General features: G+C 43.7%; 16 protein-coding genes. 9 read left to right on the top strand and 7 right to left on the bottom strand.

Annotation, left to right across the window (positions count from 1 at the left end):
* The first annotated feature begins 59 nt into the window (after positions 1–59).
* The 3 genes from LJ658_RS02210 (at position 60) to LJ658_RS02200 (ending at position 2,924) form a co-directional block, all read left to right on the top strand.
* Positions 60–1,004, top strand: coding sequence for a Smr/MutS family protein (locus tag LJ658_RS02210; protein ID WP_230544822.1), 945 nt, complete (start codon positions 60–62; stop codon positions 1,002–1,004).
* Between the two features lie 139 nt (positions 1,005–1,143).
* Positions 1,144–2,610, top strand: coding sequence for a glycosyl hydrolase family 39 (locus LJ658_RS02205; RefSeq protein WP_230544821.1), 1,467 nt, complete (start codon positions 1,144–1,146; stop codon positions 2,608–2,610).
* 8 nt (positions 2,611–2,618) lie between these two features.
* Positions 2,619–2,924, top strand: coding sequence for an L-rhamnose mutarotase (locus LJ658_RS02200; RefSeq protein WP_230544820.1), 306 nt, complete (start codon positions 2,619–2,621; stop codon positions 2,922–2,924).
* Positions 2,925–2,930: 6 nt separating this feature from the next.
* On the opposite strand, the gene LJ658_RS02195 is transcribed toward LJ658_RS02200, so the two are convergent.
* On the bottom strand, positions 2,931–3,953 hold the full coding sequence (locus LJ658_RS02195) for a glycosyltransferase family protein (protein ID WP_230544819.1): 1,023 nt from the start codon (positions 3,951–3,953) through the stop codon (positions 2,931–2,933).
* Between the two features lie 255 nt (positions 3,954–4,208).
* On the opposite strand from LJ658_RS02195, the gene LJ658_RS02190 reads away from it, so the two are divergent.
* The 6 genes from LJ658_RS02190 (at position 4,209) to LJ658_RS02165 (ending at position 11,425) form a co-directional block, all read left to right on the top strand.
* Positions 4,209–5,258, top strand: a complete 1,050-nt coding sequence (locus LJ658_RS02190; RefSeq protein ID WP_230544818.1) for an acyltransferase — start codon at positions 4,209–4,211, stop codon at positions 5,256–5,258.
* A 23-nt stretch (positions 5,259–5,281) separates the two neighbouring features.
* Positions 5,282–6,001: an FkbM family methyltransferase gene (locus LJ658_RS02185; protein ID WP_230544817.1), complete on the top strand. Its 720-nt coding sequence runs from the start codon at positions 5,282–5,284 to the stop codon at positions 5,999–6,001.
* A gap of 113 nt (positions 6,002–6,114) precedes the next feature.
* Positions 6,115–6,756 (top strand): START domain-containing protein, encoded by a 642-nt coding sequence (locus LJ658_RS02180; protein ID WP_230544816.1) that lies wholly within the window; start codon positions 6,115–6,117, stop codon positions 6,754–6,756.
* A gap of 224 nt (positions 6,757–6,980) precedes the next feature.
* Complete coding sequence (locus LJ658_RS02175) at positions 6,981–9,734, top strand: glycoside hydrolase family 2 protein (RefSeq protein WP_230544815.1); 2,754 nt, start codon at positions 6,981–6,983, stop codon at positions 9,732–9,734.
* A 145-nt stretch (positions 9,735–9,879) separates the two neighbouring features.
* Positions 9,880–10,662, top strand: coding sequence for an ABC transporter ATP-binding protein (locus LJ658_RS02170; protein WP_230544814.1), 783 nt, complete (start codon positions 9,880–9,882; stop codon positions 10,660–10,662).
* 10 nt (positions 10,663–10,672) lie between these two features.
* On the top strand, positions 10,673–11,425 hold the full coding sequence (locus LJ658_RS02165) for an ABC transporter permease (protein ID WP_230544813.1): 753 nt from the start codon (positions 10,673–10,675) through the stop codon (positions 11,423–11,425).
* 40 nt (positions 11,426–11,465) lie between these two features.
* Here LJ658_RS02165 and LJ658_RS02160 read toward each other — a convergent pair whose 3' ends face one another.
* The 6 genes from LJ658_RS02160 to LJ658_RS02135 form a co-directional block, all read right to left on the bottom strand.
* A complete protein-coding gene (locus tag LJ658_RS02160) occupies positions 11,466–13,094 on the bottom strand; it encodes a glycosyltransferase family 39 protein (RefSeq protein WP_230544812.1) in 1,629 nt (542 codons plus the stop codon).
* A 106-nt stretch (positions 13,095–13,200) separates the two neighbouring features.
* Positions 13,201–13,413 (bottom strand): hypothetical protein, encoded by a 213-nt coding sequence (locus tag LJ658_RS02155; protein WP_230544811.1) that lies wholly within the window; start codon positions 13,411–13,413, stop codon positions 13,201–13,203.
* A 106-nt stretch (positions 13,414–13,519) separates the two neighbouring features.
* Positions 13,520–13,987, bottom strand: coding sequence for a VOC family protein (locus LJ658_RS02150; protein ID WP_230544810.1), 468 nt, complete (start codon positions 13,985–13,987; stop codon positions 13,520–13,522).
* Positions 13,988–14,086: 99 nt separating this feature from the next.
* Positions 14,087–14,614, bottom strand: coding sequence for a hypothetical protein (locus LJ658_RS02145; protein WP_230544809.1), 528 nt, complete (start codon positions 14,612–14,614; stop codon positions 14,087–14,089).
* Positions 14,615–14,708: 94 nt separating this feature from the next.
* Positions 14,709–15,305 carry a DUF2238 domain-containing protein gene (locus LJ658_RS02140; RefSeq protein WP_230544808.1) on the bottom strand — a complete coding sequence of 199 codons (597 nt, stop codon included), beginning with the start codon at positions 15,303–15,305 and terminating at the stop codon, positions 14,709–14,711.
* A 30-nt stretch (positions 15,306–15,335) separates the two neighbouring features.
* On the bottom strand, positions 15,336–15,572 hold the full coding sequence (locus tag LJ658_RS02135) for a hypothetical protein (RefSeq protein ID WP_230544807.1): 237 nt from the start codon (positions 15,570–15,572) through the stop codon (positions 15,336–15,338).
* Between the last annotated feature and the right edge of the window lie 138 nt (positions 15,573–15,710).

Below are 15,710 nucleotides of genomic sequence, written 5' to 3'. Positions count from 1 at the left end.
TTGTTGTAACTACAGTAGATATATAAAGTAGATTTGCTCTGTTAAAAGGATAAATAGTTATGCAATATAAATTAGGCGACTTTGTAAGGTTTGTTGACGAGAAGATGGAAGGTTTTATCACCCGCATTATTGATGAGGATATGATAGGTGTAACCGGCGAGGATGATTTTGAGATACCGGTACTAGCCCGCAAAGTTACCCTGGTGCATGGCTACAAAGCTGCCGGCAGCGAAACAACGGCCGCAACCAGCGAGCCGCAAACACCTGCCGCCGAATTTAAAACCAAAGGTGTTTACCTGGGTGTTGTTGCCGATGCCAAAGCAAATTCGGTAGTGCATTTTAATTTGATCAATGATACCACGTTCCGGTTATTGGCGACGCTGATAACTGACAAAAACGGTTTTAAAGGCGAATATGCAGGTATTATAGCGCCCCAATCCGCCGTTAAAATTTACTCGGCCCAACTGGCAGACCTGCAGTTATGGCCCAGGCTGACAATAAACGTATTGTATTATACCACACAAAATATAGAAGTACCTGCACCGCTTACTGTTTCAGAGAAATTTAAAGCCAAAGATTTTGCAGGTAGTAAAAAGAGTTTGCCGGTACTAAATCAGCAGGGTTGGCTTATACAATTAGATGAGCCCGACTTTGTAATAGACGCCCGGCAATTGAAAGAAGCTTTTTATAAACCCGCCGAAGAAAAGGTAGCTGTACAAAAGCCACAACGCGAAATTGATTTGCATATTGAAAAACTGCGCGACGATTACCAGTTTTTAAGCAGTGCAGAAATACAAAAGATCCAGCTCGACCATTTTAACAAAGCACTCGACTCGGCAATTGTGCACCAGCTGCATGATGTCGTTTTTATTCACGGTGCCGGCAATGGCATATTGCGCCACGAGATCCACAAGGCTTTAAGTAAGCATCCCAAAGTACAAACTTTTATGGATGCGCTTAAAGAGAAGTTTGGCTATGGGGCAACAAGGGTGGTGCTCAAATAACCGGCGTCCGCGGACATAAGGACAGTTAGGGATAGTTAATTTCAATAAAAAACGATATTTTGCAACTGCCAATTATAATCGGGCTTTTTAAGCCTTGCTGCATCATTTTTGTTTTAAACTGATATTTAACTTATTGCAAATGAAAAGATTATTTGTCGCTGTCGCGGGTTGTTTATGCCTGGGGGCTTATCAGGCACAAAGCCAATCGCTAAACGTTAATTGGGACGATGTGGTGTCGGTCTCAAAATCAACGCCTACCTTACAGGTTGTTGGCAACCCCATGCTGCGCCGCAAAGCTGCCATGCACGACGCCTCGTTTGCCGCTTTAAAACAGTTGAATGCTGATTATGTAAGATATGTGCCCTGGTTTCCGTACCCTAAATTAGCCGTTGCCGAGCTGGAGCCGCCTGCCGAAAAAACTTCATGGGATTTTAGTTTAATCGACCCCATGACGATCGACTTCCTTGAAAACACCAAAGGGCATTCGGTGATCCTTAATTTTAGCACCATACCGCAATGGATGTTTAAAACAGACAATCCGGTAACTTATCCCGCCGATGCCAACCAGGTAAGCTGGGGTTATAGTGGCGGCACCGTGTTGCGCGATACCTCCATGAAAGAGCTTACCGGCTATTATGTACGGCTGATCAGCTGGTATTCAAAAGGCGGGTTTACCGATGAGCTTGGAAAATACCATAAATCCGGTCACCACTACGAGATCCCGTATTGGGAGGTATTAAATGAGCCCGATCTGGAGCACAGCATGTCGCCGCAAACCTACACCAAAATATACGATGCAATGGTTACCGCCATCAAAACGGTATCGCCCCGCACCAAATTCGTTGGCATGGCGCTGGCTTATGAAAAACCGGATTGGTTTGAGTATTTCCTTGATCCGGCAAACCATAAACCCGGTATCCCGCTGGATATGATATCGTATCACTGCTATGCAAACGCCAACAGCAATCAAAAATTTGAGGCCTACGAATACAGTGTTTTTGATAAGGCCGAAAGCTTTATCAACTCGGTTAATTATATAGAGAATATCCGCAAACGGCTATCGCCGGGCACCAAAACCGATATTAACGAGTTGGGGACCTTTGTTAGCGATGAAATGCGCAACCAGCCCATAACGCCCGCTTACTGGAACCTGTCGGCAAGTGTATATGCTTACTTTTTTATTGAGCTGAGCAAAAGAGGGATTGACGTGATAGGCGAATCGCAGCTGGTTGGTTTCCCTACGCAGTTTCCCGACGTGAGCATGATCAATTACATTAATAATAAGCCCAACGCGCGTTTCTGGGTGTTAAAAATGATAAAGGATAATATCAAAGCCGGCAGCAAATTGGTCAGGACGGGCTTAGACGGTAATAACGGCGACAATATTTTAGCCCAGGGTTTTGTTAATGGCGACGTTAAAAAAGTACTGATCCTTAATAAAAGAAACAAAGGCATTTTTATTAAACTCCCCGCCACGTTTAAGGGCGCAAAAGTAAGTACGATTGATGGCGACTCGGGCGACAGCCCCGCAACCCGCTCGGTAATTAACAATGAAAATATCGAAATGAAGCCCTTTGCTGTTAAGCTGATCGAGTTGAAAAAGTAAGAGCTGTCATGAACCAGGTAGCATTTAAAATGAAATTAAAACCCGGCGCCAAAGATGAATACAAGCGTCGGCATGCTTTGATCTGGCCGGGGATACGCCAACTGCTGGCAGACGGCGGGATCCATCAATATCATATTTTTTTCGATCAGGAAACTGATATTCTGTTTGCCGTGCACAATGTGGGCCAGCAGGGCGCGGTTTTTAAAAAAGAAGAAATCTTAGAGAAATGGTGGGCATATATGGCCGACCTGATGGAGGTCAATCCGGATAATTCGCCGGTTGCTGTCCCGCTTGAGCAGGTGTTTCAACTATAGTGCCAGCTAGTGCGCTACCAGCCCGGTTTTAAAATAGCTGGCTTCGGCATGCTGCTCAAACAGCATATCCAATATCTGTTGGGTATTATCCGGGTAATTTACTTTTAACGGTTTGCCATTGTTTAGCCAGTCCAGTATTTTCTCGTCATGCTTGGGTTTAAGGCTTTTAATAACGGGTACGCCCATGTCTTTTAGCATTGCCGCGTTAAGTTGCTGCTCATACTGGTTTTTCATCGGGATCACCAGCAGTTTTTTCTTTAAAAACAAAGCTTCAGCCGGGGTTTCAAAACCGCCGCCGCAAAGTACGCCGGCGCTGTGTGCCATGCTTTTAACAAAAGCTTTATTGTCAATAGGCTGTATAGATACGTTTTTATGGTGATATACTTTTTTGTTGTGTTTTGAAAACACGTCCCACTCAACATTTTTAAATTCTGACAGCCTTTTTATCAGGCGTTTATCATCGTAAGCAGGCAGGTAAACCGTGTAGTGCCCATTGTTCATGATCTCCTGCTCACGTACCTGCTGGCGTATTACCGGGGTAAATATATTTTTATCGAACGATTTAAAGTGAAAGCCATATTGCGCGGTAACCGGCGCATAGTTTTTTAATATCAGGCGGCCTATCATGTCGGGTTCCTCAGGTTTGGGCGCCTTATCATGCAGTACCGCGGCCTGGTGACTAAGGCCGATGCAGGGCTTATTTTTTAAATAGCAGGCCCAGGCAGATACCGGTTCAAAATCATTGATAACCAGGTCATAATTGTCAATGGGCAGGGTATTGATCTCTTTAATAAACTTACGGAACCTTGATTTTAAAAATGATCCCCATAAATCAACCCCGCCCGACTTGCCGAATACAAAACCAAAACCGTGCAACTTGTATTTTACAGCAAATGGCAGGTTTAAATCGCCCTGCGTGCCGCTTACCAATACATCAACATCGCCCATCTTTTTTAGCAGGGGTACAATGTCCATCGACCGGCTTAAATGCCCGTTACCGGTTCCTTGTATGGCGTATAGAATTTTCATGTATTATATAATAGGGGAATGTTTTTGCGGAGAAATAGTTTTAAAAAAATAAAGAGAGCGCCAAGCTCTCTTTACTATTAACTGATCTTATTAGTTCAATGAAAAAAGAACGATTGGTTAGTACATCAAATGAATAATGGTGCAAAAGTAAAGTATGCATGTTAAGGCTTAATTAAGTTTGTGTTAGTTATAGTGACAATTAACTTAACCGGCTTTATTAATAAATGTACTACTTTTATTGCACGTATTTAACGGATGACCACAGCTAAACCCCAAAACCTGGATTGGATAAATAGTTTAAGGCTTATTGCTTTATTTGCTGTAATTGTGCTGCATGTTTCGGCTATCCCCTTAGGGCAATACGGCCATTTACCGGTTGCCACCTGGCTCACTGCCGATTTTTACAACGCCCTGGTGCGTTTTGCAGTGCCCGTATTTGTGATGATAACCGGCGCTTTACTTTTGCACCGGGAGTATGAGTTGGGCGATTTCTTAAAAAAACGCCTGAGCAGGGTAGTGGTGCCCTTTTTATTCTGGAGTTTGGTGTACGTTGGGTATTCGTGGTATAATGAAGAAATTACTTTTAACGGCAGCGCGTGGGCAAATATCAAACAGGTGCTGCACCAGTTAAAATACGGCAGCTCGTATCATTTATGGTATGTTTATATGCTGATAGGCCTTTATTTTTTTATACCGGTTATCGGCAAATTTGTACGTAACGCTACCAAACCCGAAATTGAATATTTTTTGGTGATGTGGCTAATCACCATGATCATTACCCAACCCCTGGTTTCGCGCTTTAACCCCCAGGTTGATCTGCATTATTTTGCCGGCTATGCCGGGTACCTGGTACTGGGCCACTACCTCACCTTTAATGTAAAATACAGCCGGCGGTTAGTGGTATGGATGTGGATTTTAGTTATGATGCTGGTGATAATGATAACCGGCGGCACTTACCTGCTTTATAAATATACCGCCTTGATAACCCTGCTGTATGAACCCAGTGGCCCTGCAATTGCGCTATTGGCCTCGGGCGTGTTTTTGCTGGGCCGGTTTACCAAACTGCAGTTGCCCGCAGTTTTATTAAAAGCGAAGAATTTTGCCTGCAAATACAACTTCGGTATCTACCTGAGCCACGCACTGGTCCTTTATTTTTTAGATGATCCGTTGGGTATCAGTTTTAAATGGTGCCTGCCGTTAATAAGTATCCCGATAACAGCAATTATATGTTTTATTTTATCGTTATTATTGGTTTGGTTATTAAGCAGGCTTCCGGTGGTTGGTAAATGGCTTGCGGGGACATAAATTTAAAATTGTACTTTAGGTTAATGATTTATAGGATATTATCAAAGATAGAACGGATCTGTGGCCGTTTGCAGGGAAAGGGCTGGGGCGCCTATACGGTTAGTCACGAAGTGAATTTACTGACTAAGGTTATAAAAGCACCCGGGCTTGCCGTAGATATTGGCGGTAATGTCGGAGATTATACAGCAGAGCTGTTAAAGAAATTCGACGGAATTGAGGTCCATGTATTTGAACCATCACAAGTCAATAATGAAAAATTAATAACCCGTTTTAAAAACCAGTCCAACGTATTAATAAATAAAGCCGCTGTTTCTGATAAGGCTGGCGTCGCTTCGCTTTACACAGATGTTCCCGGGTCAGGCCTGGCAAGCTTAACAAAAAGAGAATCTTTGAAGTTCGAAAGTTTTGAGGAGGTGGATGTTATCACTTTTGAAAGCTATTGGAAGGAAAAACTTAACAGGAAGACTATCGATATTATTAAAATAGATGTGGAGGGCCATGAGCTGGATGTATTAAACGGAATGGGCGGCGCTTTGGCCAAAACAAAGGTTATTCAGTTTGAATTTGGTGGCTGTAATATTGATACCAGGACCTATTTTTACGATTTTTGGCAGTTTTTTAAAAAGCATAATTTTAATATTTTCAGAATTACTCCATTGGGCTTGCAGCCTATGTTATTTTACAGTGCGTTTGACGATTTTTTTAACACAACTAATTTTATCTGCGTCAATCAAAATATCTAAAATGATGTTGTATCGGTAGTCAAACAATATCTTTCCGGTTTGTAAAAGCGCGAAAGGGCAGGCGCGATGCTATCTAAATGAATAAACAGCGCATTTAAGAGCTACATTAACTTATGAAACTAAAAATATATATACTTCTGACAATAACCTTTATCGCCAGGCTGGCCTCCGCACAAAGCGAGTGGACATTTAAAACCCAAAGCGACGGTATTAAAGTTTACAGCGATACAAAATCGGCCTTAAAGGTTAAACCAATTAAAGTTGAATGCACGTTTAATGCTACCCCTGCACAGATTGCAGCTGTATTGCTGGATATTAAGAATTATCCTGATTGGGCCTATAAAACAAAGCAGGCAACCATAGTTAAACAAGTATCGGCTACCGAGCTTTTTTACTATGCCGAGATAACCATGCCCTGGCCTGCTCAAAATCGCGATTTCGCGGCCCACGTAACGGTCACTCAAAATCCGGAAACAAAAGTTATTACAGTTGATGCACCATCGGTAACGGGCCTGGTGCCCGAGAAGGCGGGCATTACCCGCGTGCGTAAATCAAATGGCAAATGGGTGCTTACGCCTGTGGGCAATAACCAGGCCAGCGTAACTTATTACCTGCAAATTGAACCCGACGGCGGCGCCCCGGCCTGGTTGATCAACCTCTTTATTTCTGACGGGCCAATGCAAAGTTTCAAAAAAATCAAGCAGCAGGTACAAAAGCCGGCTTACAAAAACGCCCCGCTTTTATTTGCCCGATAATTAATAGTTAATTTTTTTTTAGTTATTATGGTGTTCCGAAGTGTTCCGGGGTGTTCCGAAGTGTTCCGCATCGTTCCGGGTGTTCCGCTTCGTTCCGCTCACGCAAAGTGGAACACCTGCTTATTGCAACCTATCTATTACGCAATCGATGGCGTAGTTAAGTTTCCGTAATCCGCTTTGGTATTGTTAGCTTAGCAGTAATTAAATCAATTTCAAATCTAATTATGAAGAAGTGTTTTGTTGCCGGTCTTGTGCTGTTTATTTCTCTAAGCTCATTTGCGCAATCAACCATCACCCAATATTTATCAGGCACGGATAAGGACCATACCGTGCAATGGGACTTTTTTTGTACCGGCGGCAGGCAAAGCGGCAAGTGGACAAAAATAGCCGTGCCGTCAAACTGGGAATTGCAGGGCTTCGGCAGCTACAATTACGGCGGCGATAAAGATAAAGCACACGAGTCAGGCCTGTACAAACATGAGTTTACCACGGGCGCATGGTCAGGCAAACGGGTATTCATCGTTTTTGAAGGCGCAATGACCGATACCAAAGTGATGATAAACGGTAAAGAAGCCGGCCCTGTACACCAGGGCAGCTTTTACCGGTTTAAATATGACATAACTGGTTTGGTAAAGCTCAATGCGCAAAACCTGCTGGAAGTTACGGTGGACAAAATGTCGGCCGAATCATCCGTGAATGACGCCGAGCGCAACCGTAGCGATTTCTGGGTTTTCGGCGGGATCTATCGCCCGGTTTACCTGGAAGTTGTACCGGGTACCTATATAGACCATATGGCCGTTAATGCCAAAGCCGATGGCTCTTTCCAAATGGATGTTTACGCTAAACATCTGCAAGCTAATCAAACGGTTGAAGCACAGGTTCAAACACTAACTGGCCAAAACATGGGTAAGCCTGTTGCGGTAACGGCTGATGCGACAGCAGATCATCTGGAGCTGAAAAACAACTTCAATAAACCTTTATTGTGGAGCGCCGAGTTTCCAAACCTGTACCAGGTGGTCGTAAGCATAAAAAACAAAGGCAGCGTTATACATAGTGTTAAACAAAAATTTGGTTTCCGTACGGTAGAGCTGCGCCCACAGGACGGCTTATATGTAAACGGCGCTAAAACCATATTAAAAGGTACCTGCCGCCACAGCTTCTGGCCCGAGACCGGCCGCACCCTAAGCAAAAAATTGCAGCTAATGGATGTTAAGCTGATGAAGGAGATGAACAATAACGCGGTGCGGATGTCGCATTATCCGCCTGATCAGGATTTCCTGGATGTTTGCGATTCGTTAGGTATTTATGTATTGGATGAGCTTACCGGCTGGCAATCAAAATATGATACCCTGGTTGGCCATAAGCTGGTTAAAGAAATGGTGACCCGCGATGTTAACCACCCTGCCATTTTGTTTTGGGATAATGGTAATGAAGGCGGTTTCAATTTTCAGCTCGACGGTGATTATGGGCTATATGATCCGCAAAAACGGGTTGTTTTGCATCCATGGTCAAACTTTAACAATATGGATACGCACCATTACCCGGATTATAACTATATCATGAAAACGGTAAACACCGGCAGGGATGTTTTTATGCCTACCGAGTTTATGCATGGTTTATATGACGGCGGGGCAGGTGCAGGGCTGGAAGATTTCTGGAGCCAGATGATGTTGTATCCGCATGCGGCCGGTGGTTTTATCTGGGCCTTCGTGGACGAGTCCGTAATCCGTACCGACAAGAACAATACCTACGACGGCAACGGCAACCGCGCACCCGACGGCATACTGGGTCCGCACCGCGAGAAAGAGGCGAGTTTTTATACCATCAAAGAGATCTGGTCGCCGGTTTATATCCAGCCAAAACCAATTGATAAAAACTTTGACGGAAAGATAGCTGTAGAAAACCGTTATGCAGTAACCAAACTGAGCCAGTGTAAGTTTAAATGGAAGCTGGTTAAACTGCCATCGGCACAGGATAAAAGTACCAGAGCAATCATCACTGCCACAGGTGCGCCACTACCATTAGAGTTGCTCCCGGGCCAAAAGGGCCTGTTAAACCTGCACTTGCCGGCAACCTGGACAAAAGACGATGCGCTGTATCTCACAGCCTATGGCCCTAAGGGCGAAGAACTGTTTACCTGGAGCTGGGCTGTCAAATCGCCGGTAAGTATCGCCAGGGCGCCTGTTATTGCGGCTAAAGCGGATATAGTTAAAACAGAAACTGAGCATGATTTGATTATAACGGTTGACGGAAAGCAATACTATTTCGATAAAGCTACCGGCTATATTGAAAAAGTGGTTAAGGGTGATAAAACGATCTCGCTATCAGGAGGACCGGTATTGGCCGGGGTTAATATGGCGATGAAAGGCTTTAATTATGCCGGTATACAGAAAAAATGCTCGTTTAGCGTCAGTTATACAGGTAAAGGTGCAACACTGCATGTGCAGTGGCTTTTTGAAGCAGGTAAGCCGGTTAAGTTACAATACAGCTATGCCCAATCTGGCGATGTTGACTTTATGGGCATCACCTTTAATTATCCCGAAGAGAAGGTAACTGGTATGAAATGGATGGGGCGCGGGCCCTACCGCGTCTGGAAAAACCGTGTGCCGGGCCAGCAGTTTGGTGTATGGCACAAAGCCTATAACAACACCATCACCGGCGAAACCTGGGGGTACCCCGAGTTTAAAGGTTACCACGGCGAAGTTAACTGGGTGGTGATTGAAAATAAGGAGTCGCCGTTTACGGTTTATACAGATAGTAAAGATATGTTCCTGCAGCTATACAAACCCGCCCGCGAAGAGGATGCGCTGAAGAACAACAATGTCGAGCCACCGTTCCCCGATGGCAGTATCGGGTTTTTAAATACCATAAGCGCTATTGGTACCAAGTTCCAGGCGGCAAAACAAATGGGGCCGCAAAGCCAAAAAACACAGGCAACCGGCCAACCGGTGAGTAATACACTCTGGTTTGAGTTTTAGTAGAGATTAAATCCCATAGATCTGCTCCGGTAAAATCCACCACATCTTGTTGATGCCGGAATTTATCGGAGTTTTTTATACATTTAGTTGCTGTGATTGTAATAATATACAATCGACGCAATCTAACCAACAAAGTATCATAACTATGGCAGTTGAGCAGGATAAATATATTTTAAAAGTTGAGAGCCTCGGCGTTACTTACGGTAATGTTGTAGCAGTTCAGGATGTAGGCTTTAATGTATTACAAGGCGAAATATTCGGCCTGCTCGGCCCTAACGGCGCCGGGAAAACCAGTACCTTAAGCGCTATTGAGGGCCTGATTAAATTTAAAACAGGCATTATTATGGTTGACGGGCAGGATGCCCAGACAAAACCGTTATTTGCAAAAGCCTCAATGGGGGTACAGCTGCAGTCAACCAGCTTCCAGCCCGAGCTTAATGTGGTGCAGATCCTGCAATTGTTTTCGGGGATTTACGGGGTGCCTAAAAGCAAAAACGAGATCAAGGAAATCCTGAAAGAAATTAAACTGGAAGATGCCGCAAATAAAAAATTCGGGCAGCTATCAGGCGGACAACAGCAGCGGGTGTCGCTGGTTATCGCAACGATCCACAACCCCAAACTGGTGTTGCTGGACGAGCCTACAACGGGCCTCGACCCGCAATCGCGCCGCCAGCTTTGGGAGCGTATTGAAGCCATCAAAGATAAAGGACATGCCGTTTTATTAACCACTCACTCTATGGAAGAAGCCGAAGCCGTTTGCGACCGGATAGCTATCATAGATCATGGCCGGGTGATAGCTATTGATACTCCGCAGGCGCTGATAGACAAACACCGCGACAACCCGGAAGTGATAGCCGTGTCGCGACGTGGCAAAATTACTTTAGAGGATGTATTTATTGGACTAACCGGCACCGCGGTGCGCGACTAATTTGAACAAAATGGAAACTACAACTATACCTAAAGCATCAGCTGTATTTAAAACATTGTTTAAGGCAGATATGGCCACATTGTTAAGTAATCGCCGGTCTGCCGTTATATCCTTATTGGTGCCGTTAATCATATTGGTAACCTGGAAAGCAATAGTAAAATATAAAGGTGGCCCTTTTGTACTTGCTACATCAATTGCCATTGGATTGATCGCTATAGGCTTGATGGGTTATACTTTGTCTGTAGCCCGCGACAGGGATAAGGGAATCTTTCAGCGTTTGCGGGTGGCCCCGGTGCCAACCTGGGCTATCATGACCAGCCGTATCTGTATTCAGCTGATCATGATTATGGTGCTGACGCTAGCAGTTTTTATCGTAGGGTACCAGTACGACAGGATTGAACTCTCGCTACAAGGCTATTTATTAACATTTTGTGTAGCTATTTTAGGCGGCGCGGTTTACCTGAGCCTTGGCCAGTTGATAGTGGGTTTAATTAAAAACTTTGAAACTATAAATGCAACCACGCGCATTACCTATTTCTTATTTATCATGGTGGGTATGGTTGGCGACTTGAGCTCATTCAGCCCCCGTATAAAGCAAATTATAAGATATTCACCTTATGGCTCTGTTAAAATGATGCTGGCCGCCAGTATGGAACCGGCTCAATGGAATAATGATACTACCCTGGCGGTTTTGGTTTGTGTAGGTTATATCATTGTGTTCGCCGGCATTGGCATTCAAAAGTTTAGGTGGAATGCCAAGTAAGCTATTGACATATAGATATTTACTGTTTTGCGTTCTTGATCTATTTCCCAAACGGTGGCAATCCCATCAACTGCCGGTACAGCGGATAATCAGGTAACTTGATGGCCGACTGGTGAAAGTTTTTACAGTAATAAACCTGTAAGTGTTCCTCTACAATTCCGCCGCGGATGATGGGGATATCGGCTAGTTTGGTAATGCTGTCAAAAAAAGGCTTGCCATCGTCATTAATGGTTTCGTCATAAGCGTGTGCTTCGCCGATGATAACGGCATCCTTACCTATTAATGTCTTGGGATCAACCAGGAAGGCCAGGTTGCGCGGATCGCGGTTAAAGCAGATGATGTCCTTTTTACCTTTCAGCGCCCAGTCTACCTTGCCGGCAAGCCACCAGCGGGTACTGCCTGCAAAAACATTTTTGTTATTGATCCAGCCCTCCTTTTCAAAGCGGGTCATGATGTCATCATAATCAACACCCTGAATAGTTGGGTCAATTTTACCACCGCCCAGGCTCACTATCCATTTTGGGCCATAACTTTGCCAAAACCCCGTAACCAGGTGAAAACCCAGTACGGTTATCGTAATCACCGTAAAGTAAACAGAAAAATTGAGCCATCTTTTGGTTGATCTGATCTGTTTATTATCTGCGCTATTTAATTTTTTATCAATAGCATATCCCAGCGGCATAAACAGCATCATATAGCCGGGCGCCTGCCAGTGGAAATGATATTGCAGATCAGCCCATAAAGTAAGCACCGTAAAGAATACGATGGGTAATACAGACATCCAGAAGTTAAAGCCATATTCGGCCTTCGCCCGCTCTTTCCATGATACAAAAAGTTCTTTAATAGTTGGCCACCAGATCCATGGCAACAGCCAAACCGCCTGCCCTAAAATACTGCGAAGGAACCAGTCAAAATGGATCTGAAAAGGTGCATCGCGTGTGCCGGCCCTTGATCCCTGCCAAACAAATGATACCCAGTTGTTTTTATAGTTCCACCATATCACTGGCGTAGCCATCAAAATGGTTATTATGATAGCCAGGTATGGTCCCGGATGCGCTAACCAATGGCGGTGTTTTTTATTGGTGAGCATAAACATAAACACCCCTGCAAATAAAAACAGCACATGGTACTTGCTTAAAGTTGCAAGGCCCATACAGATGCCTATTACTATCCACAGCCAGTATATTTTGCCGCGGTTGGTTTTAGGGTCGATGGGTTTATCACCGATGCCCAATACTTTTACAATATACCAGGTACTTAACAGCCAGAAAAACATCAGCGGCGCATCGGGTTGGTACCAGCAGGCCACGCCTACGGTAAACAGCGCGCTTAAATTCATGATAGTTACGGCCCAAAAACCGGCAGCAGCATTAAACAACTTACGCGATAAAATAAACAGCAGCCAGCTGGTACCCGCAAACATTAACACATCAGGGAAACGCAGGCCCAGGTTAGTTAAACCTAATATCCGGATGCTTAACCCGCCCAGCCAAAAAAACAGTGGCGGTTGGTCGAAATAGCTCCAGTCCAGGTGAATAGCGCCTCGAAAATAATACGACTCGCCGTTACCTAAACCAGTATAGGCAGCAATCAGCAGGCGAACAAAAAACGTAACAATAATTAATACCAGTGTATATTTTGCGGCGTTTTGTTCGGTTATTTTCTTCATCGCGTCTAATTTCGGGAGTTTGAGTTACGGCGATAAAGTTCCAAAAAAAATACGAATAATTATCATACGCCGATATTCAGCTGCTCATAAAACTAAAAATTACAGGCTAACCGGCCTTGCTTAATTTGATGAGCCTTAAAACAAGCATAATAAAAATGGACAGGAAAAACACTGATCCGACGCCCGAACAAATGATGCGCCATACCACGCCGGTTTGCAGGGCGTCTACCAGGGTGCAAACTGCGTATACCGTCATTGCCAGGTTTATAAATAACGATAGCCTTATTTGTTTGATCTGATCTGTAGCTGATACTGCCATGCAGTAAAGGTAGGGAATTTATTATCTCACCCAACCCCCTCCGTCATAGGAGAGGGCCGGATGATCTTATTTTTTCTTTTAAGCTAGGCGCGCGGTCTTTTCGGAGCTATTTCCCGGCTTGTTCCAATACAGCAATATCAAGTTTACTCATTTTAAGCATAGCTAGCATAACATTATTGGCTTTTTGCGGATCGTTATTATGGAGTAACTGGATTAAGTTTGCAGGCACAATTTGCCAGGATAAACCAAATTTGTCTTTGAGCCAGCCGCACTGGCTTTTACTGCCACCGGCGGACAGGCTTTCCCAATAGTAATCTATCTCTTCCTGGTTATCGCAGTTTACAAACAGCGAAATCGCTTCGGTAAATTTAAACATGGGGCCGCCATTTAGGGCCATCAGCTTTTGTCCCTCTAACTCAAAAGTTGCAGTCATGGTGGTCCCTTTTGGTCCGGGGCCGGCATCGCCATATTTTACCTCGAAAAGCAGTTTTGAATTTTTAAAAACCGAAGTATAAAATTTTATGGCTTCGTCCAGGTTATCGTCGAACCATAAAAACGGGGTTATCTTGCTCATGTGTTTCTTGCTTTAGTATATCAACAAATGTACCGCCTTGTTTTTTGATACAGCGGGTGTAATTGAGACATATAAAGGGCTAATTAGAGACATATCCTGTTATTGATTGAGCATGATTTCCCCATCAGGAGATTGAGCTGATTTTTTTCGTGATCTTAATTTAATTAACTGGTAAACCACGCCGCCAAGAAAGACGATGGTTAGTATGCCCAACCCGGTTTGAATTATGGGGTCATTAGGACCCGTTGCAATGGGATGTGATATAGGCACCCTGGTGAGTGTTTCAACAATAGCAGGTATAAATGAAAGATATAACGTTGCCGACATAATTATTATTTGTACCTGCGGCTTAAATTTCCCCAAAAAACGGACGGACTTTGCATATATCCCCATTGGCAATAATATCAGGATGACTACCCCGACGCCATGCGCAACGGTAAAATGCCCTGTTTTCATGATAGGGAATGCCGTTAAACACGTTATGGCAGTTAATAATATATATAGTTTGCCGTTATTGTTTTCAGGGACAATTTTTCCGTCTTTATATAAACAAAAAGCGCCGGCAAAAAGCGCAAATATGCTGATGGCGGTATGGAAAATTCCGAGTAGTGAAAGATGATTGGGCATGACTGTGAAGGTTAGTGTTAAACATGCCTAATATAAATTAAAATTTTATAAATGTCAATAGTAAAATATTGATAATGAGTGTCTTTAAGTGTTTTTAATTTTCAGTAATAGCTTTGTCCTGTATTTTAGATAGCAGTGTAACCATGGCTATGGCACCGACGGTAGCAAAAAGCATATCAGATTGGGTATCCCAGATATCGCCCTGGGTTCCTAAAAACGAATCGCCTGACTGGCCCGAGGTTATTGCTACAAACCATTCCAGAAATTCATAAAGCATACTGATGCCCATGCAAACGGTTACTGTTAAAACAGGCACCCAGTTTTTCTTTTGTATTACGTTTTGGCGGATAAATATTTCGCGGGTTATCATTGCCGGCACAAACCCTTGTATAAAATGACCGAGCTTGTCATAATTATTACGCGATTGGTGGAAAACGTCGCGAACCCAATTAAACAGCGGTACCTGTGCATAGGTATAATGCCCGCCTACAAATAACACGTAGCAATGAAATAATATTGCTGCGTAAGTTAGGGTAGTAAACTTAAACCGTTTAAATGTAAAGGCCAGTACCGCAAAACCAATAATTGCCGGGAAAACTTCCAGTATCCAGGTAAAATAATCGTGGGGATTGATTGCCGAACTTATTAAACCGGCAAAGAACAAAAAGATCAGGATATAATATTTTTTCATATCCTAAATGTAGCCTAAAAATTATTGCTGTTAAATATTATATCCTTCCAGCTGTTCTGCTATCTGGTGTAAAACATCCTCGGGTACTATCCCGGGATTTTTGCAGACATGCAAAATTTTATGATTGTCGGGTTCAAAGCTGCCAATAAACAGGTTGTCTTTAAATACTTCATATTTGCATTGTTCTCCCTCGTGATGCATATAGTCGCGTATTTCGAAATGCTGATTCTCGTTGTCAACTGTTACTGATATTTCAAATTTTTCCATAGCTGGGTATTTTGTTTGTAAGTAAAACTGTCAACGGCGCGTTTTGTTGCAAACCTGAGCAACAAATAATCACCTGAATCTGAATAAAAAAAGGCGAACAATTAATTGTTCGCCTTTCCATGTTATTATAGGTAAACG

The sequence above is a fragment of the Mucilaginibacter sp. UR6-11 genome, from assembly GCF_020880695.1.
Classification (GTDB): Bacteria; Bacteroidota; Bacteroidia; order Sphingobacteriales; family Sphingobacteriaceae; genus Mucilaginibacter.
Note: the sequence above shows the minus strand (reverse complement) of the source record. Positions and strands in the feature narration are given on the sequence as shown.